This is a genomic window from Stenotrophomonas sp. STEN225 (assembly GCF_056756445.1).
Map to the genome: position 1 here is coordinate 139,746 of NZ_JBRRBV010000010.1, position 24,170 is coordinate 163,915.

At 67.5% G+C, this 24,170-nt stretch carries 25 protein-coding genes and 1 pseudogene; 17 read left to right on the forward strand and 9 right to left on the reverse strand.

Going from position 1 to position 24,170, the window contains the following annotated elements:
• Window positions 1-62: 62 nt before the first annotated feature.
• Window positions 63-470, forward strand: coding sequence for a hypothetical protein (locus tag ACVOJ1_RS12065; RefSeq protein ID WP_346480480.1), 408 nt, complete (start codon window positions 63-65; stop codon window positions 468-470).
• Window positions 471-565: 95 nt separating this feature from the next.
• Here ACVOJ1_RS12065 and ACVOJ1_RS12070 read toward each other — a convergent pair.
• Window positions 566-670, reverse strand: a pseudogene (locus ACVOJ1_RS12070) (glutathione S-transferase family protein); the annotation flags it as partial.
• A complete protein-coding gene (locus ACVOJ1_RS12075) occupies window positions 640-1,050 on the reverse strand; it encodes a response regulator (protein WP_262218948.1) in 411 nt (136 codons plus the stop codon). The gene ACVOJ1_RS12075 and the pseudogene ACVOJ1_RS12070, both read right to left, overlap by 31 nt.
• Window positions 1,051-1,241: 191 nt before the next feature.
• Here ACVOJ1_RS12075 and ACVOJ1_RS12080 point away from each other — a divergent pair, with 191 nt between their 5' ends.
• The 4 genes from ACVOJ1_RS12080 to ACVOJ1_RS12095 all read left to right on the forward strand — a co-directional run bounded on the left by ACVOJ1_RS12080 (window position 1,242) and on the right by ACVOJ1_RS12095 (window position 3,831).
• A complete protein-coding gene (locus ACVOJ1_RS12080) occupies window positions 1,242-1,580 on the forward strand; it encodes a hypothetical protein (protein ID WP_227255307.1) in 339 nt (112 codons plus the stop codon).
• A 253-nt stretch (window positions 1,581-1,833) separates the two neighbouring features.
• Window positions 1,834-2,310, forward strand: a complete 477-nt coding sequence (locus ACVOJ1_RS12085) for a BLUF domain-containing protein (protein ID WP_197600681.1) — start codon at window positions 1,834-1,836, stop codon at window positions 2,308-2,310.
• Window positions 2,307-3,077 carry a DUF72 domain-containing protein gene (locus tag ACVOJ1_RS12090; protein ID WP_346480481.1) on the forward strand — a complete coding sequence of 257 codons (771 nt, stop codon included), beginning with the start codon at window positions 2,307-2,309 and terminating at the stop codon, window positions 3,075-3,077. The genes ACVOJ1_RS12085 and ACVOJ1_RS12090 overlap by 4 nt, the downstream gene beginning before the upstream one ends.
• On the forward strand, window positions 3,070-3,831 hold the full coding sequence (locus ACVOJ1_RS12095; protein WP_346480482.1) for a DNA-formamidopyrimidine glycosylase family protein: 762 nt from the start codon (window positions 3,070-3,072) through the stop codon (window positions 3,829-3,831). Before ACVOJ1_RS12090 ends, ACVOJ1_RS12095 begins: the two co-directional genes overlap by 8 nt.
• Here ACVOJ1_RS12095 and ACVOJ1_RS12100 read toward each other — a convergent pair whose 3' ends face one another.
• Window positions 3,832-4,110: a hypothetical protein gene (locus tag ACVOJ1_RS12100; protein WP_346480483.1), complete on the reverse strand. Its 279-nt coding sequence runs from the start codon at window positions 4,108-4,110 to the stop codon at window positions 3,832-3,834.
• Window positions 4,111-4,160: 50 nt separating this feature from the next.
• The gene (locus ACVOJ1_RS12105; RefSeq protein ID WP_065174478.1) at window positions 4,161-4,658 is read right to left on the reverse strand and encodes a YciE/YciF ferroxidase family protein; all 498 of its coding nucleotides are present in this window, start codon (window positions 4,656-4,658) and stop codon (window positions 4,161-4,163) included.
• 458 nt (window positions 4,659-5,116) lie between these two features.
• On the opposite strand from ACVOJ1_RS12105, the gene ACVOJ1_RS12110 reads away from it, so the two are divergent.
• Entirely contained in the window at window positions 5,117-5,569 is a 453-nt protein-coding gene (locus ACVOJ1_RS12110; RefSeq protein ID WP_053517176.1) for a PA2169 family four-helix-bundle protein, read from the forward strand.
• Window positions 5,570-5,652: 83 nt separating this feature from the next.
• On the opposite strand, the gene ACVOJ1_RS12115 is transcribed toward ACVOJ1_RS12110, so the two are convergent.
• Complete coding sequence (locus ACVOJ1_RS12115; RefSeq protein ID WP_346480484.1) at window positions 5,653-9,006, reverse strand: autotransporter domain-containing protein; 3,354 nt, start codon at window positions 9,004-9,006, stop codon at window positions 5,653-5,655.
• Window positions 9,007-9,229: 223 nt separating this feature from the next.
• Between ACVOJ1_RS12115 and ACVOJ1_RS12120 the strand changes: the two genes are divergently transcribed.
• Window positions 9,230-9,580 (forward strand): VOC family protein, encoded by a 351-nt coding sequence (locus ACVOJ1_RS12120; RefSeq protein WP_197600677.1) that lies wholly within the window; start codon window positions 9,230-9,232, stop codon window positions 9,578-9,580.
• A gap of 10 nt (window positions 9,581-9,590) precedes the next feature.
• Here the strand turns inward: ACVOJ1_RS12120 and ACVOJ1_RS12125 are convergent, their stop codons facing one another.
• Window positions 9,591-9,878, reverse strand: coding sequence for a KGG domain-containing protein (locus ACVOJ1_RS12125; RefSeq protein ID WP_197600676.1), 288 nt, complete (start codon window positions 9,876-9,878; stop codon window positions 9,591-9,593).
• 204 nt (window positions 9,879-10,082) lie between these two features.
• Here ACVOJ1_RS12125 and ACVOJ1_RS12130 point away from each other — a divergent pair, with 204 nt between their 5' ends.
• Window positions 10,083-10,976, forward strand: a complete 894-nt coding sequence (locus ACVOJ1_RS12130; RefSeq protein WP_053517184.1) for an NAD-dependent epimerase/dehydratase family protein — start codon at window positions 10,083-10,085, stop codon at window positions 10,974-10,976.
• 210 nt (window positions 10,977-11,186) lie between these two features.
• Window positions 11,187-13,721, forward strand: coding sequence for a methyl-accepting chemotaxis protein (locus ACVOJ1_RS12135; RefSeq protein WP_277381103.1), 2,535 nt, complete (start codon window positions 11,187-11,189; stop codon window positions 13,719-13,721).
• A 79-nt stretch (window positions 13,722-13,800) separates the two neighbouring features.
• On the opposite strand, the gene ACVOJ1_RS12140 is transcribed toward ACVOJ1_RS12135, so the two are convergent.
• A complete protein-coding gene (locus tag ACVOJ1_RS12140) occupies window positions 13,801-14,187 on the reverse strand; it encodes a DUF2628 domain-containing protein (protein ID WP_263175922.1) in 387 nt (128 codons plus the stop codon).
• Between the two features lie 215 nt (window positions 14,188-14,402).
• On the opposite strand from ACVOJ1_RS12140, the gene ACVOJ1_RS12145 reads away from it, so the two are divergent.
• From ACVOJ1_RS12145 to hemC, 6 genes are all read left to right on the forward strand, one after another.
• Complete coding sequence (locus ACVOJ1_RS12145; protein ID WP_164972337.1) at window positions 14,403-14,573, forward strand: hypothetical protein; 171 nt, start codon at window positions 14,403-14,405, stop codon at window positions 14,571-14,573.
• 383 nt (window positions 14,574-14,956) lie between these two features.
• Entirely contained in the window at window positions 14,957-16,882 is a 1,926-nt protein-coding gene (gene mdoH, locus ACVOJ1_RS12150) for a glucans biosynthesis glucosyltransferase MdoH (RefSeq protein WP_053517189.1), read from the forward strand.
• Window positions 16,883-16,932: 50 nt separating this feature from the next.
• Complete coding sequence (locus tag ACVOJ1_RS12155; protein ID WP_065174484.1) at window positions 16,933-17,592, forward strand: alpha/beta hydrolase; 660 nt, start codon at window positions 16,933-16,935, stop codon at window positions 17,590-17,592.
• Window positions 17,593-17,595: 3 nt separating this feature from the next.
• Window positions 17,596-18,639: a sensor histidine kinase gene (locus tag ACVOJ1_RS12160; RefSeq protein WP_053517194.1), complete on the forward strand. Its 1,044-nt coding sequence runs from the start codon at window positions 17,596-17,598 to the stop codon at window positions 18,637-18,639.
• A gap of 10 nt (window positions 18,640-18,649) precedes the next feature.
• Complete coding sequence (locus ACVOJ1_RS12165; RefSeq protein ID WP_053517196.1) at window positions 18,650-19,381, forward strand: LytR/AlgR family response regulator transcription factor; 732 nt, start codon at window positions 18,650-18,652, stop codon at window positions 19,379-19,381.
• 353 nt (window positions 19,382-19,734) lie between these two features.
• The gene (hemC, locus tag ACVOJ1_RS12170; protein ID WP_053520328.1) at window positions 19,735-20,646 is read left to right on the forward strand and encodes a hydroxymethylbilane synthase; all 912 of its coding nucleotides are present in this window, start codon (window positions 19,735-19,737) and stop codon (window positions 20,644-20,646) included.
• Between the two features lie 68 nt (window positions 20,647-20,714).
• Here the strand turns inward: hemC and ACVOJ1_RS12175 are convergent, their stop codons facing one another.
• Window positions 20,715-21,491 carry a DUF481 domain-containing protein gene (locus tag ACVOJ1_RS12175; protein WP_065175204.1) on the reverse strand — a complete coding sequence of 259 codons (777 nt, stop codon included), beginning with the start codon at window positions 21,489-21,491 and terminating at the stop codon, window positions 20,715-20,717.
• 106 nt (window positions 21,492-21,597) lie between these two features.
• Window positions 21,598-22,200, reverse strand: coding sequence for a LolA family protein (locus ACVOJ1_RS12180; RefSeq protein WP_065175203.1), 603 nt, complete (start codon window positions 22,198-22,200; stop codon window positions 21,598-21,600).
• Between the two features lie 83 nt (window positions 22,201-22,283).
• On the opposite strand from ACVOJ1_RS12180, the gene ACVOJ1_RS12185 reads away from it, so the two are divergent.
• Both ACVOJ1_RS12185 and ACVOJ1_RS12190 read left to right on the forward strand, forming a co-directional pair.
• On the forward strand, window positions 22,284-23,255 hold the full coding sequence (locus tag ACVOJ1_RS12185) for a helix-turn-helix transcriptional regulator (RefSeq protein ID WP_053520325.1): 972 nt from the start codon (window positions 22,284-22,286) through the stop codon (window positions 23,253-23,255).
• 25 nt (window positions 23,256-23,280) lie between these two features.
• Window positions 23,281-24,075: a MetQ/NlpA family ABC transporter substrate-binding protein gene (locus tag ACVOJ1_RS12190; RefSeq protein WP_053520324.1), complete on the forward strand. Its 795-nt coding sequence runs from the start codon at window positions 23,281-23,283 to the stop codon at window positions 24,073-24,075.
• Window positions 24,076-24,170 lie beyond the last annotated feature (95 nt).

Here is a 24,170-nt window from a genome sequence, read left to right on the forward strand (position 1 = left end):
GTGGGGTCATACGGCGCGTTTCACGCTACCCTGCGCGGGTCCGGAGACGAAGGAGGCACAGGATGGCAGACGATGGCGGCATGACGATTCCAGCGAAGATCCTGTACATCGCAAGCGCCGTGGCTGTGCTGGTGAGCCTGCTGGCGTGGTCGGTGGAGTGGAGCGGGCTGGCCTACGTCTGTCCCTATTGCCGTGTGCAGCGCACGGTCATCGGCGTGCTGGGGGTGCTGACCCTGTTCGCGCGGCCCGGCGGCATCGTCGTGCCCTGGCTCTCCTTCTCCGCGGGAGGCTTCGCGTTCGTGGTGGCGGCGATGCAGCACTTCAACGGCTGGAAGCGCATTTCCTCAGGCAGCTTCAGCTTCAACGCGCAGTGGTACATCGACCCGTGGTTGCTGTCGGGATGCGCGATGCTGATCCTGGTCGCGCAGTTGATGCTGGTGCAGGCGGCCTGCCGGCGCAGCGCGCGCTGAAGCCACCGCCGGCGTCTGCCGGCGGCGGCCTACATTGCATTCCGTGCCTGCGCTAGGCTGGATTCATCAGTGCGAAGAGCGTGTCGTAGGTGCCATCGCGCATACCAGGGCTGCTCGCGTTCCAGCAGCCATGCCATGGATCGCTCGACGATGGGCGGCTCGACGGTGTTCAGCGCAGCGAACATCCACGGCGCTGGCCTCCCGCCGCCGTATCGCTGCAGAGCGTCTGACGGACAGCGCGTTGCAGGCCCTCGATGTGGAACGGCTTGGCGACGAAGGGGGCGCGCCGGTGGCGTGCAGGTACCAGCTGGTCGTACACCGCGGAGACGAACAGGTAGGGAATCTTCAGTTCGGCCAGGCGGTCGGCTACCGGAAACACCACGCCATCGCGCAGTTCCACATCCAGTACCGCGCCATCGAACCGTTGACGGTCCAGCAGGCCGAGGGCATCAAACACGCTGTAGGCATGGGTGACGTGGTCGCCACTGTCCTCAAGTGCCTGTTCCATGAGTGCCGCCAGATCGAACTGGTCCTCCACCAGAAGCAGATTGCAGGGAGGCTGGCCGGTCGTGCGAGGCATGAGGTAGGTCTATAGAGCCGTGGGAACGACAGTGTCCGCCGCAGGCCATCAAGGCGATGCGGAGATGATGTGGTGTCGACGCGAAGCCGCGCGTGCCGTGCAGGCAGCGTGCACGGATGGGCCGGCAACGTTGACGATGCCTTGGCGATCACTGTGGATACTGCCGCCGTCCCCGCACGAGGAGTCGCCCAATGAACGCTTCCGGATCCCTGTCTGCGCCCCAGGTGCTGCGCGTGGAAAGCATGCCGCTCGCCTGCGGTGGCATGGCAGTCGTCGTCGAACTTGACAGGGTGCCCTCCCGCGCCTGGATGAAGTCGCTGAAGCGGGCACTGCTGTTGGCAGACGGCCTCGACGGCGCACAGGCCAAGTTCGATGGCCGCTTCGTCTACGTGGTGGGCGTGGAGGTCACGCAGCGTCGAGCCGAGCATCGGGTCATGCAGGTGCTGTCCGCTGCGGAGGGTCGGCCGGCCGCTGCCGCGCGCACGTACACGATGCCGCCTGCGGCTCCCTCATCCGTGCTGCAGGCCTGAGCGCGCATCGGCGGCAACGGGCAGGGCGAGGGGCTGGAGCACCACTGCAACGAAGCGAAACCGCGATTGCTGTTGCCCGGGTTCCGGTTCTGGTCGGCCCTGGAATGTTTCCCGTGTTGGGCCGCCGTATACCTCGTGCCATCTCCTCGAGTGCAGAGTCGACCCCACACTTGAACGCAGCCTCCACGCCGAAGTCACTGGACCTTCGGCGGCGAAGACTAAGGTAGAGCCTATTGCAACCGTCGGTGCCCCCATGCCTCTGCGTGCGATTGCCTATGCGAGCGAAGCCGTTGCCTCATTGAGCGCGGAGCGCCTGCGCGGTCTCGTCGACGACGCGGTGGCATTCAATGAAGCAGCGGACATCACCGGCGTGCTTCTGTTCGATGGCCATCGCTTCCTGCAGTATCTGGAGGGGCCACAGCAGGGCGTGGACGCCGCGTGGCGGCGCATCCTCGACAGCGGCAGCCATCACAGTGTGGTCGAGCTCAACCGCGGTCGCATCGGTCGCCGCCAGTTCTCGCACTGGCGGATGGGCTGGCTGCAGGTGGAGCACACGGAACTCGGGAGGGTGGCGCTGTCCGACTGGACCGGGTTCGTGCGCAGCACGGCCATCAGCGGAATCCCGACCAGCGCGCTGGACAGGCTGCAGCTGTTGACGGCGCCTCTGCTGCGAACCGGTCAGGGCGGACCGATGATGCAGGCCGCGCCTTCTGGCGGGGACGGGTCATGAGCGTTGGGGTGGGGCAGCACGCTGCTGGAACGCGGATACGCATCGGTTGCGCAGGATGGTCCCTGTCGGCGGCGGATCGCTCCAGCTTCGGTGGAGGTGACAATCTGCTGCAGCGCTACGCCACGCGCCTTTCCCTGGTCGAGATCAACTCCTCGTTCTATCGCCCGCACCTGCCCCAGACCTATCGGCGCTGGGCCGCTTCCGTTCCGGACGATTTCCGCTTCACGGTGAAGATGCCGCGTTCCATCTCGCACGAGCAGCGGCTGCGCGGTGCCGGCCCGCTGCTCGACCCGTTCCTGGCTACGGTGGAAGAACTCGGCAGCCGGTTGGGTGCGCTGCTGTTGCAGTTGCCTCCCAGCCTGGCGTACGAGCCGCAGCACGTCGAACCGTTTCTGCACGATCTGCGTCGGCGCACGCGCAGGCAGGTGGCGTGCGAGCCTCGACATCCCTCCTGGTTCAGTGCCGAGGTGGATGCGCTGCTGGCGCTCCATGACATCGCGCGCGTGGCGGCGGACCCGGCGCGGGTCGCGCAGGCGGGAGAGCCGGGCGGGGCCCGCGGCTGGAGCTATTGGCGATGGCACGGCCAGCCGGATATCTATCGCAGCGCTTATGACGAGACCACACTGGCACGGCTGGCCGGGCTGCTCAGGGACCGCGCGCGTGCCGGCCATTGCGCCTGGATGATCCTGGACAACACGGCGCAGGGCCATGCGGTCAGCAATGCACTGCGGTTGCAGGCACTGCTCGGAGAACACGGCCATGCCTGAAGGCCCTTCCATCGTGCTGCTGCGCGAGGCCGCCGAGAGGTTCACCGGCCAGATACTGCGACATGTCGGGGGCAACAGCCGGATTGACCTGTCCGTGCTTGCAGGGCAGCGCGTGCGATCCGTGCGCAGTTGGGGGAAGCACTTCCTGCTGGAGTTCGGCACGCATACCCTGCGGATCCATCTGATGCTGTTCGGCAGCTGGCGCATCGATGAGCGCAAGCCTTCGCCTCCGCGCGTATCGCTGAGGTTCGATGCCGGCGAACTGAACCTCTATGCCTGTTCGGTCAAACTCATCGACGGCCCGTTGGAAGAAGCCTACGACTGGCGCACCGATGTGATGAGCGATGCGTGGGACCCCCGGCTCGCGCGCCGCCGCCTGAAAGCGATGCCTGACGCCCTGGTGTGCGACGCACTGCTGGACCAGAACGTTTTTGCCGGCGTTGGCAACATCATCAAGAACGAGGTGCTGTTCCGGATCGGCGTACACCCGGCCACGCGTGTGGGTGACCTGCCGCCGCGCAGGCTGGGTTCACTGATCCGCGAAGCCAGGACCTACAGCTACGAGTTCCTGGAATGGAAGCGTCGCCACGAGCTCAAGAAGCACTGGCAGGTGCATGCCAAACGCAGCTGTCCGCGATGTGGCAGCCCCGTCAGCAAGCAGTATCTGGGCAGAACCCGGCGACGCAGCTTCTTCTGTCCCCGCGATCAGGTCCTGTTCGACGGCGCCAGGCCGGCCGGTGGCCGCCAGCGATGATCAACAGGGCGGAGGCAGGGGTGCCTGCTTCTGGCGATGGCGGGCCAACAGCTGGCCAAGCAGAGCCGTCGCCAACAGAAGCAGATTGGTCACTACGAAGACGCTGCTGCCCAGCATCAGGCTGTAGAGGGTGAACAGCGCCGAGGCCACCATCTGGCCGGCGAACAACCATCGTGACAGTGTCTCGGGATGTGGCGAACGCCACTGCTTGACCATCTGCCTGAGCAAGGTGGCGACCAGCACAAGGGTCGCCATCCAGCCGATGATATCCGGATGCATCGGGATCTCCTGTTGCCGCCGCCGTTCCTGGCGGCGTATGGCAGTGGAACTCAGGCGGCCTGTGCTGCCTTGGCGTTGCCACCCCCCTTGGCCAGCAGGGTCAACTTCTCGTCGGTCGACTTTTCTTCGGCCAGTGTTTCCAGCAGCAGGGGGAGCGCGTCCTTGTAGCCCAGCTGCTTGGCCAGTGCGGCGATGGTGCCGTACGACGCAATCTCGTAGTGCTCGACTTTCTGGGCGCCACCGATCAGTGCGGCATCACGCACCGGTCCCTTGTCGATGCTGTCGATGACGTCCTTGCCTTCCTCCACCAGCCCTTCCATCGCTGCACACTTGATGCGCTTGAGACGGATGCCCAGCGTCTCGACCACCTGGTCGATCCGCTCGATCTGGCCCTGGGTTTCCTCCAGATGGGTTTCGAAGGCGGCGGCGAGATCCGGATTCTCGGCCGCACGGGCAAGGCGGGGCAGGGCTTTGGTCAGCTGCTTCTCGGCGCTGTAGATGTCCGAAAGTTCGTGGATGAACAGGTCTTCGGCAGTCTTGATGGCCATGTGCGGCTCCAGTCGGGAAGGAATGATGACCCTAGCGGGCCCGGCGTTGATGCCCGGCGTACATGCGGTGAGCGCGATATCGCTGTCCACCGGCATGGTCCATGCAGGGCCCTCACATGTGCACGCGCGATGCACATGGCGTGCACGTGCCGACGCTGGCGTATGCATCAGGCTGCCAGCGTCCGCATCGACAGGAGAAGACACGATGAACACGCCAGGAAAACCGACGCCGAGCTGGCGCCAGGGGAAAGTGCTGCTGGGAGTGCTGGCCGCCGTGCTGGTGATTACCGGGATCATCCTTTTCGTGCCCTGGTAGCGGCGGTCAGGCCGCGTTGAGCGACGTGATGCATGCATCAAACGACGCTCACCCCGGGGCCACATTCCTTTGTCCAAGGTAGTGATGCAGGCAACGCACACCGTTGTCGGTTCCCAACGAATCTGAACTTCAGGAGCAGAACATGAGCACCCAGTCCACCATCGAACATCGTCTCAACGACCTGATCGAGATCGCACGCGACGGCAAGTCGTTCTACGAAGAGGCGGCCACGAAGGTGAAGGATGCCGAGCTGGCGGCACTGTTCACCCGCATTGCCGGCGTCAAGGGCCGCATCGTGTCGGCACTCAGTGGCGCGGTTGCGGCCACCGGTGGCAAGCCCGCAGAGCACGGCACCCTGGTCGGCTCGATGCAGCAGTTCTACGGCAAGGTGCGCGCAGCGTTCGGCGACACCAACTATGGCTACGTGGCCGAGCTGGAAGAATCGGAAGACCGCCTGCTGGCAGCTTTCAAGGACGCGCTGAAGGATGAGGGGCTGCCGCCGGCGGTACGCCAGGAAGTGACCCAGCTGCTGCCGGAAGTGCAGGAATGCCACAACGTGATGCGTGCGCGGAAGCACGCGATGAAGGCAGCCTGATCGCGCGGGCTCCATTCTCCGGAGAAAAAAAGGGGCGGCCCCAGGCCGCCCCAATGCTCTTCAGCAGGTAAGTTGAACGTGGATCAGAAGCGCACGGACCAGCGCGCCGTGGCGCCATGGTCACGGCTCTCGCTGCCGAACTGGCCGCTGTAGCCCAGCTCCAGCGACTGCCGCGGGGTCAGCCACGCGGACAGCCCCAGCTCGGCCACGACAGCGCTGTCGGCGATCGGCGCTCCGCTGACGGCGAACGCGCCGCCACCGTTGGCGAAGGCGAGGTTGGCCACCTGGCTGCGGTCGCCGGAGGCCCGGCGATAACCCACCGCGCCACGCAGGTGCAGCCAGCTGTCCTGCTGGAAGGATGCCTTCAGACCCTTGTCGAAGCGCAGCCCAGCGGTCGCCACGGTAGTACGGGTGTCTTTCACTTCGCCCTGCAGTGCGGCGGCGCCGCCCCGCTCGTTGATGCGCTTCAGGTCCACTTCGACGCGGGCAACCTGCAGGTAGGGCTCCAGGCCGCCTTCATCAGAGCCGAAACGGTAGCCGGCTTCGAGGAAAGCCTGGCGGGTACGCGCGTCATAACGGCCGGTGAGCGTGTCGCTGAATCCTGCGAACGCCAGCTCGCGGGTGCTCTCTGCCTCGTGCTTGCTCCAGGCCACGCCACCGCGCAGACCGAAGCCGCCCCAGCTGTGGCTGGCGTAGGCACCGACGTGGGTGTTGTCGATCTTCGACTTGGCACGGCGGTCGCGTTGCTTGACGTCGGTACGGCCGGTGCCGGCCAGCACGCCGGCCTGCCAGCCATCGAACTCGCGGTCGATACCGACCAGCAGGCCGTTGCTGTTGGCGTCGGTGCGCGCGGTTTCGACATCGCCATCGAGCTTGCCGTTGCCGCCGATCGCCTGTACCCACGCACCGGTCGCGTCGCCGGTGCTGCCCGGCGACGCATTGCCCGCACGCCGCGACAAGGCTGCATCACGCACGTAGCGGCTGCTCTCGACCAGCACCAGCGGCGTGGCGGCATGCAGCTCGCCGCTCAGGCCGTCCAGCGCGGGGCCGACCTGGGCGGGGAACAGCTGGGTCAGCGGGCGGGGCAGCCCCTGGTTGATCGCCAGGCCATCGGCTACGCCAGCGACGGCGCGCTGGTTGCGCGTGGTGGCCGCGGTGGCCAGCAGCGCACCCCGGGCCACGTCGATGCGCGCACCATTGGCGCTGTAGGCCAGGCTGAACTGCAGGAACGGCGAGAATGCACTGAAGTCGGTACGGGCGAACTGACCGTTGATGCCACCGTCGGCGCGCAGGATGTTGAACTGCTCACCCAGGTAGTACACGCCCGGTTCGGGCAGCGCGACCAGTGTGCCGTCCAGCGTGGCGGTGCCGGTGACGTGCAGCTGGTCGCTGCGGCCTCCCGGCGCCAGTTCAGACGCGAACACACCGGTAGTGCCCTGCACATAGTCACCGTTGACGGTCAGCGTGCCGATCGAATTGCCCGGCGCGATGATGCCGTCGACCCGGGTGGTGCCCAGGGTGCCGACACCCTTCAGCAGGCCATTGGCGCCTACGGTGGTATTACCGCCGGTCTGCGTACCGTTGAAGGAGATCACGCCGCCATCGACCACCAGGTTGCTGTGGTCCAGCACGCCGCCGGCGCTGACCGTGCTGACGCCGCCGGTGGTGTTCAGGGCGGTGGAGACCAGCGAGCCATTGAGCAGGAACTGGCCGCCCTTCACCTCCACTGCCGAGGTGAGCGTGTTGGCGCCATTCAATTCCAGGACGCCCTCGTTCACCACCGCACCGTTGAAGCTGTTGTCGCCGCTCAGGCGCAGCCAGCCGATGCCGGACTTGGTCAGCTTGCCGGGGCCACCGATGTCGTTGGTCCAGTCATCCCAGGCCTCGCCTTCCCAGACCTTCAGTCCACCGGCCTTCTGGTTCATCACCACATCGGTGTCCACGCGCAGCGAGCCGAAGCCTTCGATGGCCTTGCGCAGGTCGACCATGCCCCAGCCGTAGATCTCATCGATGCCCGGATCGCCCAGATCGCGGGCGGTGGTCAGCAGCACGTCGCGGACCTGTGCGCTGTCCAGGTAGGGGAAGCGCTCAAACAGCAGCCCGAGAGCGCCGGTGATGTGCGGGGCCGCCATCGAGGTGCCCGTCTTCAGGCCGTAGGTGTACTCGGTGTTCTCGCTGTCGATGATCAGCCGCAGGTACTCGCTGGTTTCCTCGATGCGTCCCTGGATCTCACCGGAGACGATGGTGCTGGCGATGTCGGTGCCCGGGGCGGAGATGCACCAGTTGGCGGCGGCACCGCAGATGCTGGAGCTGTCGTCGAGCACATAGTCGGTTTCGCCATCGTCGGCGACCGGCTGGCGCACGTTGGCCACGGCCAGCCAGTAGGGTTCGATCTCCGGCTTCCAGCGGGGCAGGGCCGCAGTGATGCCCGCGACGGCTCCGCTGCCGTTGCCGGCCGACCACACCTGGATCAGGGTCGACCCGGGGGCAGCGTCGCTGCCTGCGTAGATGCTGCCGTAGACGTCGTAATCCGCGCCAATCGCGGCGTACTGGCGGTCGAGCGCCGCGGCACTCATGTTGCGGGTCGAGATGCCCCAACTGTGGTTGATGGCGCGCACGCCCTGCGCCTGGATCTGCGCATACATGTCCAGTACGGCGTCGTCGTCCGGGTCGGTGCGGTACACCGCGCGGGGGCGATAGAAACCATCCGGATCCAGGCGCCACTCATAGTAGGTGTCACCGAACACGCGCGCTGCCGTCAGGTCGGCACCGAAGGCCACGCCATGCATGCCGGTGCCGTCGCGGTTGGCGCCGATGGTGCCCAGCACGTGGGTGCCATGATCGGCGTAGCTGAAGCCGTAGGGCAGGCCGGCCGCGATCAGGCGACCGGCGAGCGCCGCCGGCACCCCGGCACCGAGGCCGTAATAGTTGTAGCCGGGTTGTTCGCCGCGGGTCTGCGAGCAGGCCCCTTCGCCGGCGACGATCCCCGCCGTCGCGCAGTCCGGGCCGATGGTGATGCTGGTGGTGTTGCGGCCGGCGAATTCCGGGTGGGCCAGCGCCGAGCCGGAATCGAACAGCGCCAGGCGTACACCCTGGCCGGTCAGGCCGCGGGCATAGGCATGGTCGGCCCCCATCGCGGCCAGGCCCCAGTCGGCATTGAACTCGTCGCTGTGCCAACTGGCGGCGTCGCCCGCTTTGCCCAAGACCGGGGTGGACGTGGCCTGCGCCGAAGCACCAACGGTTGCGTCCGTCTGTGCATGGCCCGGCTGGGCCCACGCCGCCTGCAGCTGGCGCTGCTGCTGCCAGGCATCGAGTGAATCGGAGGCCATCGCCGGCAGGGCGGCTGCCAGTAGCAGGGAGCTGGCCACCGCGAGTGCCAGCGGGCGTTGCAAGGGGGAACGGGAGCGGGACGAACGGCCATGCAGCGGGTGATTCATCAGGCAAACTTCCTTGATTGACGGTCTACCCAGCCGCTAACTGTCCTGGATGCGTTTCACCCCCAGCGATGTGACGGGAATTTTGTTAACGCGTTAATGTTTCGTGACGAAAGCCACACTTTTCGCACCCTGCCGCATCAGTCTGTACACGCACCCCTGGAGATTGACGGCGTGCTGGCCGCCGCACAGTTTTCGTTTTCGCCCCTCATTGAACAGGAACGCCATGGCTGTCAGACGCATCGTCGCCAACATCGCCACACCCGATCCGACGCGCGCCGCCGCGTTCTACGGCGGCATCCTCGGCATGCCGGTGGTGATGGATCATGGCTGGATCGTCACCTGCGCCGGGCAGCACACTGCGCCTGCGCAGCTCAGCTTCGCCAGCGAGGGCGGGTCGGGAACGCCGGTACCGGACCTGTCGATCGAGGTGGACGATCTGGATGACGTCCTGCAACGGATCCGCAGCGCCGGCATTGATGTCGTTTATGGTCCTGTCGAGGAGCCATGGGGCGTGCGTCGGTTCTTCGTCAGGGACCCGTTCGGGCGCCTGCTGAACCTGCTCAGCCACAGCTGAGGCGCGTTGCTCAGTCCTGCTGACCCGGTTCGTCGCGATCCCGTGGACCGTGGTCGGATTGCTGGCGCTGCTGCTGTGCGCGGGCGTGGCGTGCATGGCCGCCTTCGCGACCGATCGCGGCCATGTGCTGGCGATCGCGGCTGATGGCTTCGCCTCCCTTGCGGCCGGCAATGCGCGCCTCGGCGGAACTGAATTCATGGGCGTTGCCGGAGGCATGGGCGGCGCGCCCACCCTTGGCGGCGATCGCGCGCTGCGTGCGCTGGTCCATCGACGCGAACCCGCGGTTGCTGCTGGCCATAGGGGATCTCTCTCGGCGTGGCGGAGTCTCATGCTTGCCGACGGCAGGCTAACGGTGCGTCCGCGGATGGCGCGTGGCCTTCACGCTGTGCCTGCCTGCTGTTGACGCTGCACTTGCGCAGCGCCGCTATCGCCCTGGACACAGGCCACGCCTAGAATCGGTTCATCCCGGTAGCTCCCGGGCGCTGTTGAGTGAATGGACTCAATGAAGATTCTGTTGACCGGAAGTTCCGGGCGGATCGGACGCGCGATCTTCGGCGCGTTGGCGGCCACCCATGAAGTCATCGGGCTGGACCGCAGCCCGTTCGCCACTACACGCATCATTGCCGACGTCACCAACACGAAGGCACTGGAGCGTGCCGTGCGCGGCGTGGATGCGGTGATTCACACCGCTGCGCTGCATGCACCGCATGTCGGGCTGGTGCCGGACACGGTGTTCCAGCAGATCAACGTGGAGGCGACCGCGCAGCTGCTGCGGCTGGCGCGTGACGCCGGCGTCGGACGCTTCGTGTTGACCAGCACCACCGCCCTGTATGGCCATGCCGTGGTGGCAGGCGGTTGTCGCTGGATCGACGAAGACACTGAACCCCTGCCCAGGACCATCTACCACCGCACCAAGCTGCAGGCCGAGGCGCTGGCCGAAGCCGCGGCATCGGAGGCGTTCGCCGTGCGCGTGCTGCGCATGGGCCGCTGCTTCCCCGAGCCTCCCGAGCGCATGGCGATGTTCCGCCTGCACCGGGGCCTGGATGCACGCGATGTGGCCAGCGCGCATGCCGCGCTGCTGCACAACGGGGGCGCACCGTTCCAGCGCTACATCGCCTGCGCGCCGACCCCCTTCCGGCGCGAGGACTGCCTGGAACTGGCCACCCAGCCACGCCGGGTGCTGGCGCGGCGCGCACCGCAGCTGCTGGCCGAGTTCGAGCGCCGCGGCTGGCCACTGCCGCTGAGTATCGACCGCGTGTACGACGGCAGCCGTGCGGTTGCGGTGCTGGGCTGGCAGCCGCGCTACGGTCCGGACGATGTACTGCAGCAGTACGCGGCAGGCAGCATCGAAGTGCTGCCACGCACGCAGTGGTTGAAGGACCGGGTGGTCGAGTAGGTTCGCCGCACGTATGAGCCATCCCAAACTGAGTGCATTCAGCTTGACGCAGGGCAACGGCTCAACCCCGCCGCGGAACGGCCGCTAACCCGGTGCGCCCTTGCGGTGCCGGGCATCGCCCGGCTCAGACAGGTCGCCGCGCGAGGGATCGCGCACCAGCGCGGCGCCAACGCGGTGCCGGATGTCCTGACCTGCCTTGCGGACCCTCCCATGCCGTCTTCCCGCTCCGCCGCTGCCCGTCGTCCGGGCAGCATCGCCCATAAGCTGATGCTGGGCACCGCTGCCATCGCGCTGTTGTGCTTCGGCCTGACCGCCTTTCTGATCTACCGCCAGGCCAGTGCCAGCCTGATCAACGCATCGCGGCAGACCATGGCCAGCGAGGCGCAGGCCGAAGCACGCCAGGTCGCGGCCGATCTGGGCACCGCCTTCGCCAGTAACGATGCCATGGTCGAGGCCGTCCTGGCCCAGCGCTCGCGGGGCGACCAGCCTGATCGTGCCAGCCTGGCGGCCGTGCTCGGCGAACAGCTGCGCGCGCACCCGGAGTGGCTGGGCAAGAGCACCATGTGGGAGGCCGATGCCTTCGATGGCAAGGACGCGGAGTTCGTCAACAGTGAGGCACATGACGCCACGGGTCGCTACATGAGCTACTGGGCCTGGCAGGATGGCAAACCGCAGCAGTCGGTGATGACCGACTACACCGACACCGCCAGCGGGTCCGGTGACTGGTACATGGGGCCGAGCCGCGACAAGCTGCCCAAAGTGAGCGAGCCCTATGCCTATGAGATCGCCGGCCAGCAGGTGCTGATGAGCACCCTGAGCACGCCCATCGTGGAGAACGGCACGTTCCTCGGCGTGTTCACCGTCGATTTCTCGCTGGCGGCGCTGCAGAAGCATCTGGCGACGCTTGCGCCGATGGGAGCAGGCCGCGTTGAACTGCTTTCGCCCAAGGGCGTAGTCCTGGCTTCGGCCGACGCCGCCGAGATCGGCAAGCCGCGCACCGATGCCTTCACCCGCGACATGCTGGCCGGAATCGCGGCCGACAGGACCGTCGAAGCGTTCGAGCCGGATGCCGCCGGCAATGTGCGCCTGTACGTGCCACTGCGGGTTGGCGATGCCCCGCAGCGCTTCGCGCTGGGTGTGGTGGTGCCGCATGCCGTTATCGTGGCCGAGGCTCGCCAGCTGCTGTGGCTGACGCTGCTGGTCGGCGTGCTGGCCGCGCTGACATTGAGCGCCGGTGTCTACCTGCTGCTGCGTCACCTGGCGATCCGGCCGCTGGCGCAGGCGGTACGCATTGCAGGTGACGTGGCGGCGGGCAAGCTGGACACCGCGCTGCCGGCGCGCGGCAACGATGAGGTCGGGCGCCTGCTCGAGGCGATGCAGGGCATGCGGGGACAGCTGCAGGCGGTGATGGCGGCGCAGGCAGAGATGGCACGCCGCCATGATGCGGGCGAGCTCAGTTACCGGATGGACGCGGCGGCCTTCCCGGGGGAGTACGGTCGCATGGTGGCCGACAGCAATCAGCTGGTGGCGTCCAGCAATGCGGTCACCCAGCGGCTGGTGGACGTGATGCAGCGCTACGCGGTGGGCGATCTGAGCGTGGACATGGAGCCGCTGCCGGGCGAGAAGGCGGTGTTCACCGCCGCCATGGCCACCACCAAGAGCAACCTGGCGGCGATCAACGAGCAGATCCAGCAGCTGGCCGCCGCTGCTGCCGCCGGCGACTTTGCCGTGCGTGGTGACAGTGAGCGGTTCGAGCACGATTTCCGCCGCATGGTGACCACGCTGAACGCGATGATGCAGGCCAGCGACCACAACCTCGCGGCGCTTTCCACGCTGCTGCGCGCCATCGCCGCCGGCGATCTCAGTGCACGCATGCAGGGCGACTTCCATGGTGTGTTCGCGGTGATGCGCGACGATGCCAACAGCACCGCGCAACAGCTGACCCATATCGTCGGCCAGATCCAGCAGTCAGCGGCGAGCATCCGCCTGGCGGCCGGCGAGATCGCCGCGGGCAACAGCGATCTGTCGCGTCGCACAGAACTGCAGGCGGCCAACCTGGAAGAAACGGCAGCGTCGATGGAGGAGTTGACCTCCACCGTGCGCCAGAATGCCGATCATGCCCTGCAGGCGAACACGTTGGCCGCATCGGCGGCGGACGTGGCCAGCGAAGGCGGAAAGGTGGTCGGCCAGGTGGTACAGACCATGCAGCAGATCGAAACCTCATCGCAGCGCATCGCCGAGATCATCTCGGTGATCGACGGCATCGCCTTCCAGACCAACATCCTGGCCCTGAACGCCGCCGTTGAGGCCGCGCGTGCGGGCGAGCAGGGACGCGGCTTCGCCGTGGTGGCCAGCGAAGTGCGCGCGCTGGCCCAGCGCTCGGCCGCAGCGGCGAAGGAAATCAAGGGACTGATCGACGCATCGGTGGCCCAGGTCGGCAGCGGTGCGCAGCTGGTGCACCGCGCAGGCAACACCATGCAGGAGATCGTCGGCCAGGTCGGGCGGGTCAACGAGATCATGGCCGAGATCTCGGCCGCCTCGCGCGAGCAGTCGGCCGGCATCGAGCAGGTCAACCAGACCGTGGTGCAGATGGATGAAACCACCCAGCAGAATGCGGCGCTGGTGGAAGAGGCCAGTGCTGCCGCGCGCGCGATGGAAGAGCAGGCCGAGCAGCTTGCGGTGGCGGTGTCCCGCTTCCGGCTGCAGTCGGCCACGGGCACGACGGCCACGCTGCGCGCGGCCTGACGCCGGAAACGAAGACGCCCGGCGGGGGCCGGGCGTCGGTTGCATCCTTGCCGCGCGTCCGTGCGCAGGTCTGAGTGGCTCAGAACATTCCTTCAAACGGGTTCCAGCCGGTCCGGCCTTCCACCTTTTCCAGGTAATAGCTGTAGTTGGTGCTGGAGGCGACCAGGACATTGAAGGCGATGAACACCGCGCGGCCGACGATGTCGGGCAGGAACATCGTGATGGCCGCCAGGCCGATGGCGATGCCGATCACCACCAGCGCCTTGCGCCACATGCCCAGGATCAGCAGGTAGATGGGGCCGAAGAACAGGGCAAAGATGTTCAGGTTGATCTTCAGGCGGTCGCCGAAGGACAGGGCCCGCCAGGCCTGCTTGAAGCCGGGCTCCTTGGGCGCGCCGTGCTGGCGGTAGAAGTTGAAGCGGAATTGCCACTTGGGGCTGAAGTGGGTGAGGTCGACGGTATTCATGGGAGGAACTTCCCTGTGAGAAAACGTTTTCATGCTACCGGAAATGCCTATTCAGGATCCAGCGCTGCGTGCCTGGAACGTGACGCATGCCCTTTGCAGGCGCAGGCCTCACCGGCTTGCACGTCACCCATCCGCCTTGTTTTTAGGATAGGGTGCGCAGTTCCGCTGCCGCCCGGTTGGACCCGCGCGGCAGCGGGGATGTCCACGGAGGTTGCATGACCACACCCGCTACACCGGAAAACGCACCGGGACCGGTGCTTCTGCCCACACCCGAAGTGGTGCAGGCCCAACAACTGCTCGCCCGCCAGCAACTGGCGGTGGCGATGGACCGTGCGCGCACCGCTGCCCTGCAGGACGCGGCCGGCGTCGTCCTGCAGGACGAGTAACGCGCGCTGCTGAAGTACGATCGATCGCGTTGGCCCCGTCGCCAGCGCGATCGCCGAGGGATGTGCCGCCGCCCGTTTTGCTCGATCCAATTGTGGTCGATCCGGCAGGCCGTCGGCAGCCTCGCCTGCTGTTTGCTGAATGGGGAGAAATCCCGGCGTAGGCCTTCGCACCCGGCTTACATGTAGCGGCCTAGACTGGGCCGCATTTTCGATTCCGCCCCGTTGGAGATCGTGTGGGTTCCGGTAGTGACAGACAGCGACTGCGCAGCCTCAGGCCGACGCAGCCAGGACAAGTGCGGGCGCCGGGAAGGCGCGCCGGGAACCTTCGTGCATGCAGCCTGGCCGGGACGGCCGGCCATGCCGACTGCGCGGAGTAGGCGCCGATGGGGGTGCAGACCATCCATGCGGAGGCGGAATCGCCCGGGCCTGACGCCGGCTGGGCGCTGCTGCCTGCCGAAGTGCCCTTGCCGATGCCCGAGCAGACCCTGCGCGAAGGGCAGCTCAGGGTGCGCCGGCACCGCACCTCGCCACGCCTGATCGGCCTGCGTCGGCTGTACATCCTGGGCGGCACGCTGGTGATGACCGCAGCGGCCACCCGGATGATGTGGCGGGTGTTGTCGGTCAACGGCATCAGCGTGCTCGAAGCCTGCCTGCTGGTGCTGTTCGTGGGCCTGTTCGCCTGGATCGCGCTGTCGTTCGCCAGCGCGGTGGCAGGCTTCCTCACCGCCGTGTTCGACCGTGGCTATCGCCTGGGCATTGATCCGGACAAGCCGCTGCCCACCGTGCACAGCCGCACGGCGCTGCTGATGCCGACCTACAACGAGGATCCGCGCCGGCTGCTGGCCGGCCTGCGTGCGATCTACGAATCGGTGGCGGCCACCGGCCAGCTGGAGCGTTTCGACTTCTTCGTGCTCAGTGACACCCGCCGTGACGATATCGCGCGGGCCGAAGAGCAGGTCTTCGCCGAGCTCCGCGAGCAGGTGCCCGACGGCCGCGTGCGGCTGTTCTACCGCCGTCGTGGCGACAACAGCGGCCGCAAGGCGGGCAACATCGCCGACTGGGTGCGCCGCTTCGGCGGGGCCTACCCGCAGATGCTGATCCTGGACGCCGACAGCCTGATGACCGGCGACAGCATCGTGCGCCTGGTGGCCGGCATGGAACACAACGCTGACGTCGGCCTGATCCAGACCCTGCCGTCGGTGATCGGCGGACGCACCCTGTTCGCCCGCATGCAGCAGTTCGGCGGCCGCGTCTACGGGCCGGTGATCGCCCGGGGCGTGGCCTGGTGGCACGGCGCTGAAAGCAACTACTGGGGCCACAACGCCATCATCCGCACCCGTGCCTTCGCCGACCATGCCGGCCTGCCATCGCTGCCTGGGCGCAAGCCGTTCGGCGGCCACGTGCTCAGCCACGACTTCGTCGAAGCCGCGCTGATGCGGCGTGGCGGCTGGGCCGCGCACATGGTGCCGTACCTGGGGGGCAGCTATGAGGAAGGCCCGCCGACCCTGACCGACCTGCTGGTGCGCGACCGCCGCTGGTGCCAGGGCAACCTGCAGCACGGCAAGGTGGTCGGCAGCCGCGGCCTGCACTGGATCAGCCGCATGCACATGCTGATCGGCATCGGCCATTACTTCACTGCGCCCATGTGGGCGATGCTGATGCTGATCGGCATCGCCATCCCGCTGTTCCAGGAAGGCATCGACTTCAATGCCGTGCTGCACCTGGCGCCCGGCGTGTACTGGCGCGCGCAGGACGAGCAGCAGGTGGTGCGCCTGTTCGCCGCCACCATGGCGGTACTGCTGATGCCCAAGGTGCTGGGCTACCTGGCGATGCTGCTGGACCCGGTGGATCGTCGTGGCTGCGGCGGTGCGTTCCGTGCCTTCGTGTCGATGCTGGTGGAGACCGTGCTGGCGGCACTGATGGCGCCGGTGGTCATGTATGTGCAGTCCCGCGGCGTGGCCGAAGTGCTGTCCGGACGCGACTCGGGGTGGGACGCCCAGCAGCGCGACGACGGTGGCATTTCCTGGATGGCGCTGGTGCGCGGTTACGGCGGCCTGGGCCTGTTCGGCGCCTTCATGGGCGTGCTGGCCTGGCTGGTCTCGCCGTCGCTGGCGGCATGGATGGCGCCGGTGGTGATCGGCATGGTGCTGGCCATCCCGGTGGTCGCACTGACCTCGTCGCGCGGTCCCGGTGCGTTCCTGCACCGGCTGGGCCTGCTCGACATCCCCGAGGAGAACATTCCGCCGCCGGTGCTGGTACGCGCCGCGCAGCTGCGCCGGGAAGCGGCCGAACAGCCACCGCTGTACTGATCGCCCCACACCGGCGGCATAATGCGGCTCGCATCTGAAGGAGCCGCAACATGCTGCAAACGGTGGAACAGGAAACCGGCGCCTCGCCGCAGTGGTCGGTGATCTGGCTGCACGGCCTCGGCGCCGATGGCCATGACTTCGCTCCGATCGTTCCGGAGCTGGTGCGTCCGCACTGGCCGGCGCTGCGCTTCGTGTTCCCGCACGCCCCGGTGCGGCCGATCACGATCAACAACGGCGTGCCGATGCGCGGCTGGTACGACATCGTCGGCATGGATTTCCGTTCCCGCGCCGACATGGCCGGCGTGCGCGAATCGGTGGCCCAGGTAGAGGCCCTGATCGCCCGCGAGATCGAGCGGGGCATCACGCCGGAGCAGATCTTCCTGGCCGGCTTCTCGCAGGGGGGCGCGATCATTCTTACCGCCGCGCTGTCGCGCACGGCGCCGCTGGCCGGGCTGATCGCGCTGTCCACCTACCTGCCCGACGCGGACAGCGCCGAGCGCGTGGCTACCGCAGTGGACGTGCCGGTGTTCATGGCCCACGGCAGCGGCGACCCGGTAATTCCGCAGGCGGTAGCCGCACACAGCGCGCAGGCGCTGCGCGCGTTGGGCCTGCAGGTGCAGTGGCACAGCTACCCGATGGCGCACCAGGTCTGTGCCGAGGAGATCGATGCCCTGGGTGACTGGCTGCAGGAACGCCTGGGCGTCGCCTGACCCATGTCACCGGCCAGCACGCCTCCCTGGATGCCGGAACTGTGCCGCCTGCGGCGGCTGGCGGCGATGCTCGGCCTGGCCGAGCTGGTGGTGGTGCTGCTGGCCCTGGCGCCCGATGGCAGCCGTCACTGGACGGTGGGCGAGCTGCTTTCGGCCAGCGGTTTCGCACTCTGGCTGGCGCTGGCGGTGACCGCCAGCCTGTGCATGCTGCGGCAGGCGCTGTCGAGGCTGCCACCGCTGCTGGGCGCCGCTGCGGCGATCGCACTGGCGGCGCTGATCGCCGTGGTCTGCGCGGGCATCATCCACGCGCTGTATGCCGTGCTGGGCGACAGCTTCGCCCGTGGCATCAGCTTCTGGCGCTTCACCCTTGGCAGTGCGGCCACCAGCGCACTGATCAGCGCGCTGGCCCTGCGCTACTTCTACGTGAGCGACCGCTGGGCCGCGCAGGTGCAGGCCAACGCACGTGCACAGGCCGATGCACTGCAGGCCCGGATCCGTCCGCATTTCCTGTTCAACAGCATGAATCTGATCGCCAGCCTGCTGCATCGTGATCCGGCGGTGGCCGAACGCGCCGTGCTGGACCTGTCCGATCTGTTCCGCGCGGCGCTGGGGGCGGGCGATGGAGACTCCACCCTGCAGGCCGAATGCGAGCTGGCCGAGCGTTACCTGTCGATCGAGTCGCTGCGCCTGGGAGAGCGCCTGCAGGTGCATTGGCAGCGTGACGAGCCGCTGCCGTGGGAGCAGCCGCTGCCGCGGCTGGTGTTGCAGCCACTGGTGGAAAACGCGGTGCTGCATGGCATTTCGCGGTTGCCGGAAGGTGGCACCGTCGAGCTGCACGTGGCGCGCGAAGGCAACGAGCTGCACATCCGCGTACGCAATCCCGCTCCCGATCCACAGATGCCGGGGCTGGCCCTGGCACGCGGCGCCGGGCATGCCCAGCACAGCATCGGCCATCGCCTGGCGTGGCGCTTCGGCAGTGCCGCACGGATGACGGCCGGCTGGAGCGAGGGCTACTATGCCTGCCAGGTGACGGTGCCGATCCAGTGAGGGAACGATCGTGAGGGTAGTCATCGCCGATGACGAACCGCTAGCGCGCGAGCGCCTGCGCAGCCTGCTGGCCGCGCAGGAGGGGGTGGACGTGGTGGCCGAGGCCGGTAACGGCGAGCAGGCCCTGCACGCCTGCGCGGAACTGCAGCCGGACCTGGTGCTGCTGGACATTGCGATGCCCGGACTGGATGGGCTGGAAGCGGCCCGTCACCTGGCCAGCTTCGAGCCACGCCCGGCGGTGGTGTTCTGTACGGCCTACGACGCGCATGCCTTGTCGGCATTCGAAGCGGCGGCCATCGACTACCTGATGAAGCCGGTGCGTGCCGAGCGGCTGGCAGCGGCCATCGCGCGCGCACGGACCTTTCTGGCCGGGCGCGGGGGGCAGCCACAGCACGACGCGGGGCAACAGGCACGCAGCATGCTGTGCGCCCGGCTGCGGGGCAGCCTGCGGCTGATTCCACTGGATGACATCCATTACCTGCAGGCCGAGGAAAAGTACGTGGTGGTGCACCACGCGCGTGGTGAGGACCTGATCGAGGAGTCGCTGAAGTCGCTGGAGGAGGAATTCGCCAGCCGCTTCGTGCGCATCCACCGCAACTGTCTGGTGGCGCGGCACGAACTGGTGGAACTGCGTCGTGGCGTGGGCGGGCAGGTGCAGGCGGTGCTCCGGCATGGCAAGCAGCCGCTGGAGGTCAGCCGCCGCTGTGTGGCGACCCTGAAGCAGGAACTGCGGCATCTGTGAGTGTCCGACTCACCCTCGCGAATTTCCCGGTGACGGACGGCAAAAGCGTTGGTGATATCGGATGGGAGAGAGGGGTCTGACCCCGAGAGCCGCTGGCTGTTGCTTCTGCTTCTTTCTTTTGATCTTCCGTGGCTGGCGCACACGGAAACTGTCAGAGGCCGGGCGGGGTGGGTTGCGCAGGGGCGTGAGCCGCATGGGCGCGGCGACCGAGCTTACATGGACGTACTTGCAGCGGCCCCTGCGCAGCCCATCCCGCCCGGCCAAGCACGGCTGTTGCTTCAGCCTTGTCCCCAGCCAGCCATGAGGGGCTCCGCCGTTGGCCGTATCCGCGCCGAAGGCGCGATAATGACCGGATGGAAACCGTCCGCATCGCCACCCGCAAGAGCCCGCTCGCCCTCTGGCAGAGCGAACACGTCGCCGACCGCCTCCGCCAGGCCCATCCCGGCCTGCACGTGGAGCTGGTCCCGATGAGCACGCGCGGCGATGAAGTGCTCGACCGCTCGCTGGCCGCCATCGGTGGCAAGGGCCTGTTCCTGAAGGAACTGGAGCTGGCCATCCTGCGCGGCGACGCCGACTGCGCCGTGCATTCGCTGAAGGATGTGCCGATGGAACTGGATGCGCCGTTCGTGCTGCCGGCCATGCTGCCCCGTCATGACCCGGCCGACGGCTTCGTCTCCAACCTCTATGCCTCGCTTGATGCGTTGCCCATCGGCGCGCGCGTCGGCACGTCCTCGCTGCGCCGCCAGGCCCAGCTGCGTGCGCTGCGCCCGGACCTGGAACTGCTGGACCTGCGTGGCAACGTCAATACGCGCCTGGCCAAGCTCGACAACGGGGGCTACGACGCCATCGTGCTGGCCGTCGCCGGGCTGGAGCGCCTGGGACTGGGCGATCGGATCGTGCTGCGCCTGCAGCCGCCGCACTGGCTGCCGGCGCCGGCGCAGGGCGCCGTGGCCGTGGAGTGCGACGGCAGCAATGCGCCGCTGATGGCCTTGTTCGCTGCGCTCGATGACGCCGCGACACGCGCCTGCGTGGAAGCGGAGCGGGCAATGAACCGCGCGCTGCATGGCAGCTGCCATGTGCCGGTGGCGGCGATCGCGCAGTGGCAGGGGCAGGACCTGCACCTGCAGGGGCTGGTTGGCAGCGCCAGCGATGGCCGTGCGGTGCGCGCCGAAGGCGTGGGCCCGGCCAGCGACCCGGACGCGCTGGGCCAGCGCGTGGCGCAGAGGCTGCTCGATGGCGGGGCGGGTGAGCTGCTGAACGCCTGACCCGGCCGATTCCCTCGGCCAGGCGCTGCGGAACAGAAACGAAAACGGGCGCTAGGCGCCCGTTTCGCTTATTTGAACTTGTAGACCACGTTCATGGTGGTCAGCGTATCGGTCTTGCGCTTGTCCACCGCGACGTCGCTGTTGTAGCGGGCCTGCCAGCCGGCCTTCAAGGCCAGGTGTTCATTCATGCTCACCGACAGGCCGAAATCGTTCTGGCCGAAGGTGTTGTACGACCCCGATTCGACCAGCAGCGTGTTGACCAGATCGGTGTTCTCGGTAAGCGAGTACTTCATGTCGAACAGGCCACGACCGATCAGCCCGGTACGGGTGCGATCATCCTCGGTGCTGTGGGTGCGGCGCACACCGGGGCCGACCTGGGCATCGAAATAGAAGCGCTCGGTACTCCACAGACGGGTGCCGTAACCCAGACCGAACGAGCTCTGGCGGTCGTAGGTGGCGAAGTCATCGCGCTCGGTACGCACCGTGGCGGTCAGCTGGCGGTGCTCGCCCAGCTGCAGCGCGCTGCCGGCGCTGCCGGTGTAGCGGTTGGCGGTGGTGTTGTTGCGGCGGGTGGTGGTGCCGTCGTCGTTGGTCTCGGTCACCTTGGAGCTGGAACGCAGGCCGAACAGGTCCATGCTGTGCACCCAGTCACCGTCGGTGTAGCGCAGGCGCAGGCGGCCGTTGAAGCTCTCGGTGCTGCTGTTGCCGCGTGCCGAGGCGAAGCCGAGCTCGCCGCCGCTGCCGCTCCAGGGCGAGGACATCGCCGCCAGTTCGGATGCATCCTGCGCGTACGCCAGCGGGGCGCAGAGCAGCAGGGGAATCAGCAGGGACACGCGCAGGGACATCGAGGCTTCTCCGAAGCGGTTAACAACCCGTGATGATACTGGAAGCGTGATGGCCGTCCGCCCCATGGCGCTGGCCGCTTCAGCAGGCGTTGTCACCGCTCCCCATTCAGGGCAGCTCGATGCGGAGGGAGGGGTCGTTGAAGCGCGAATAGCGCAGGCGCAGCTGGAACACCTTGCCGTTGCTGCTGCCGCTGCGCACGATCTGGCGTGGCAGGCCCTGCCCATCCACCCAGTACTCCAGGCGCTCGCCGGGGCCGGCGCCACGCAGCCGGTAGCGCCGGGTCTGGACCCCGTCCAGCGTCTGGCTGCCCAGATCCTCGGCCTGCAGCGCCGCGGGCGCGACGTCGGCCGGCAGCGGCGTCCGCCATTGCTCGAGCAGACCGGGCGGCGTCGGCACCTGGCGGATGGCCCCGTCGGCCTGCAGGAACATCGTGTCACCGATGATGGTCTGTGCACCGGCCGCCGTCTGTACCCGGAACCGGTCCGGGGCCACGAAGTCCATCGCACTGCGGACCGGCTGTGGCGTACCCAGCACTTCCAGTTCCGCGTGGAAGCTGCGCAGGGCGGCGAACCGTTGGCTGGCGGCCAGTACCGCCTGCGCCGGGTCGGCCTGCGGAACGACCGCGTCGCCGCCGGACGGCGCTGGGGGGCGCCCACAGGCAGCCAGCAGCAGGCAGGCCAGCAGGGGCAGGGCGGGCAACCGGCGCATGGGAGGGCTTTCGCAGAGGGCGGGGCGCCCACGATAGCCCAAACCCCCCACACAAGACCCGCGACTCGGACATAATCGGGGGCATGGACCGATACGAACGCATCACCGCCCTGCATCGTCTGCTCAAGTCCGCGCGCTATCCGGTGACGGTGGCGACCCTGCAGGACAAGCTCGGTTGTTCCCGTGCCACCGTCTACCGCGACCTGGCGTTCCTGCGCGACGCGCTGATGGCGCCGATCGAGGGCGATGGCGAGGCCGGCTTCCGCTATCACGCCGACGAAAGCGACCGCTTCGAACTGCCCGGCCTCTGGCTCAGCTCGGAGGAGCTGCATGCCCTGCTGGCATCGCAGCACCTGCTGGCCCGTACCGGCGGAGGCGTGCTGTCTTCGGTGCTGGCACCGCTGCAGCAGCGCATCGAAAGCCTGCTGGCCGCGCAGGCGGGGGTCTCCAGCTGGCCGGTGGACCGGGTGCGGGTCATTCCGCATCGCGGCCGCAAATTCGACGAAGGCAGCTTCCGCAGCGTGGCTTCGGCCGTGCTCGAGCGGCGCCAGCTGGGCTTCGAGTACCGCGCCCGTTCCACCGACGAACCGACCAAGCGCACTGTTTCGCCGCAGCGCCTGACCCACTACCGCGACAACTGGTACCTCGATGCGTGGGACCACGACCGCGAGGCCCTCCGCAGCTTCGCGGTGGACCGGATCCACAAGGCGCGGGTGATCGACCACACGGCCCGTGACGTGGCCGACAGCGAACTGGACGAGCAGCTGGGTGCCAGCTACGGCATTTTCTCCGGTGCGCCGAAGGGCTGGGCCACCATCCTGTTCAGCGCCAAGGCTGCGCGCTGGGTCGCCGATGAGCACTGGCATTCCAAGCAGCAGGGCCGTTTCCTGGCCGATGGCCGCTATGAACTGAAAGTGCCTTACAGCGTGTCACGCGAACTGCTGATGGATGTGCTGCATTACGGCTCGGATGCCGAGATCGTCGAACCGACGATGCTGCGCGAGCAGGCCAAGGCGCTGCTCGAGCTGGCCCTGAGCAACTACGATAGATCCTGACCTCCCCCCGAGAATCATTCCGCCCATGAAGAAGACCCTGTTGCTGCCCCTGCTCGCCGCTGCGCTGGCCCTGACCGCCTGCGGCAAGTCCGGCGAGCCTTCGCAGAAGCTGGTGGTGGCCGCCACGGCCGTGCCGCACGCCGAAATCCTCGAGGTGGTCAAGCCGATCCTCAAACAGGAAGGCGTGGAACTGGACGTGCGCGTGTTCAACGACTACGTGCAGCCCAACGACCAGCTGGTGCAGAAGCAGGTGGACGTGAACTACTTCCAGACCGAGCCGTACCTGGACGCCTACAACCGCGACCGCAAGACCGATCTGGTGACGGTGATCGGCGTGCACATCGAGCCGTTCGGCGCATACTCGCGCAAGATCAAGTCGCTGGCCGAACTGCGCGAAGGCGCGGATGTGGTCATCCCGAACGATCCGAGCAACAACAGCCGGGCGCTGATCCTGCTGCACAAGGCCGGCGTGATCGAGCTGAAGGATCCGACCAATGCGCTGGCAACCCAGCGCGACATCGTCTCCAATCCGAAGCAGCTGAAGTTCCGCGAGCTGGATTCGGCGATGCTGCCCCGCGTACTGGATCAGGTGGACCTGGCCCTGATCAACACCAACTATGCATTGGATGCGGGTCTGAACCCGACCCGGGATGCGCTGGCGATCGAAAGCAAGGACTCGCCGTACGTGAACTTCCTGGTGGCCCGGCCCGACAACAAGGATGATGCGCGCGTGCAGAAGCTGGCCAAGGCGCTCACCAGCGCACAGGTGAAGACGTTCATCGAGACCAAGTACAAGGGTGCCGTGCTGCCGGCGTTCTGATGTTGGGGTAGCGCCGGGGCCAGCCCCCCCGCGTGGGGGGTTTTTGGGCGGGCCGAGGACCCCCCCGCCGCCCCCAAAACACCAGGGAGGCCCCG

Coding starts and splice junctions, on each gene's coding strand:
- ACVOJ1_RS12140 (WP_263175922.1), bottom strand. CDS start 14,187: ATGAATACCGTCGACCTCACCCACTTCAGCCCCAAGTGGCAATTCCGC.
- ACVOJ1_RS12135 (WP_277381103.1), top strand. CDS start 11,187: ATGCCGTCTTCCCGCTCCGCCGCTGCCCGTCGTCCGGGCAGCATCGCC.
- ACVOJ1_RS12155 (WP_065174484.1), top strand. CDS start 16,933: ATGCTGCAAACGGTGGAACAGGAAACCGGCGCCTCGCCGCAGTGGTCG.
- ACVOJ1_RS12110 (WP_053517176.1), top strand. CDS start 5,117: ATGAGCACCCAGTCCACCATCGAACATCGTCTCAACGACCTGATCGAG.
- ACVOJ1_RS12175 (WP_065175204.1), bottom strand. CDS start 21,491: ATGTCCCTGCGCGTGTCCCTGCTGATTCCCCTGCTGCTCTGCGCCCCG.
- ACVOJ1_RS12160 (WP_053517194.1), top strand. CDS start 17,596: ATGTCACCGGCCAGCACGCCTCCCTGGATGCCGGAACTGTGCCGCCTG.
- ACVOJ1_RS12185 (WP_053520325.1), top strand. CDS start 22,284: ATGGACCGATACGAACGCATCACCGCCCTGCATCGTCTGCTCAAGTCC.
- ACVOJ1_RS12115 (WP_346480484.1), bottom strand. CDS start 9,006: ATGAATCACCCGCTGCATGGCCGTTCGTCCCGCTCCCGTTCCCCCTTG.
- ACVOJ1_RS12180 (WP_065175203.1), bottom strand. CDS start 22,200: ATGCGCCGGTTGCCCGCCCTGCCCCTGCTGGCCTGCCTGCTGCTGGCT.
- ACVOJ1_RS12130 (WP_053517184.1), top strand. CDS start 10,083: ATGAAGATTCTGTTGACCGGAAGTTCCGGGCGGATCGGACGCGCGATC.
- ACVOJ1_RS12075 (WP_262218948.1), bottom strand. CDS start 1,050: ATGCCTCGCACGACCGGCCAGCCTCCCTGCAATCTGCTTCTGGTGGAG.
- ACVOJ1_RS12190 (WP_053520324.1), top strand. CDS start 23,281: ATGAAGAAGACCCTGTTGCTGCCCCTGCTCGCCGCTGCGCTGGCCCTG.
- ACVOJ1_RS12125 (WP_197600676.1), bottom strand. CDS start 9,878: ATGGCCAGCAGCAACCGCGGGTTCGCGTCGATGGACCAGCGCACGCAG.
- hemC (WP_053520328.1), top strand. CDS start 19,735: ATGGAAACCGTCCGCATCGCCACCCGCAAGAGCCCGCTCGCCCTCTGG.
- ACVOJ1_RS12120 (WP_197600677.1), top strand. CDS start 9,230: ATGGCTGTCAGACGCATCGTCGCCAACATCGCCACACCCGATCCGACG.
- ACVOJ1_RS12100 (WP_346480483.1), bottom strand. CDS start 4,110: ATGCATCCGGATATCATCGGCTGGATGGCGACCCTTGTGCTGGTCGCC.
- ACVOJ1_RS12085 (WP_197600681.1), top strand. CDS start 1,834: ATGCCTCTGCGTGCGATTGCCTATGCGAGCGAAGCCGTTGCCTCATTG.
- ACVOJ1_RS12095 (WP_346480482.1), top strand. CDS start 3,070: ATGCCTGAAGGCCCTTCCATCGTGCTGCTGCGCGAGGCCGCCGAGAGG.
- ACVOJ1_RS12065 (WP_346480480.1), top strand. CDS start 63: ATGGCAGACGATGGCGGCATGACGATTCCAGCGAAGATCCTGTACATC.
- ACVOJ1_RS12090 (WP_346480481.1), top strand. CDS start 2,307: ATGAGCGTTGGGGTGGGGCAGCACGCTGCTGGAACGCGGATACGCATC.
- ACVOJ1_RS12145 (WP_164972337.1), top strand. CDS start 14,403: ATGACCACACCCGCTACACCGGAAAACGCACCGGGACCGGTGCTTCTG.
- ACVOJ1_RS12105 (WP_065174478.1), bottom strand. CDS start 4,658: ATGGCCATCAAGACTGCCGAAGACCTGTTCATCCACGAACTTTCGGAC.
- ACVOJ1_RS12080 (WP_227255307.1), top strand. CDS start 1,242: ATGAACGCTTCCGGATCCCTGTCTGCGCCCCAGGTGCTGCGCGTGGAA.
- mdoH (WP_053517189.1), top strand. CDS start 14,957: ATGGGGGTGCAGACCATCCATGCGGAGGCGGAATCGCCCGGGCCTGAC.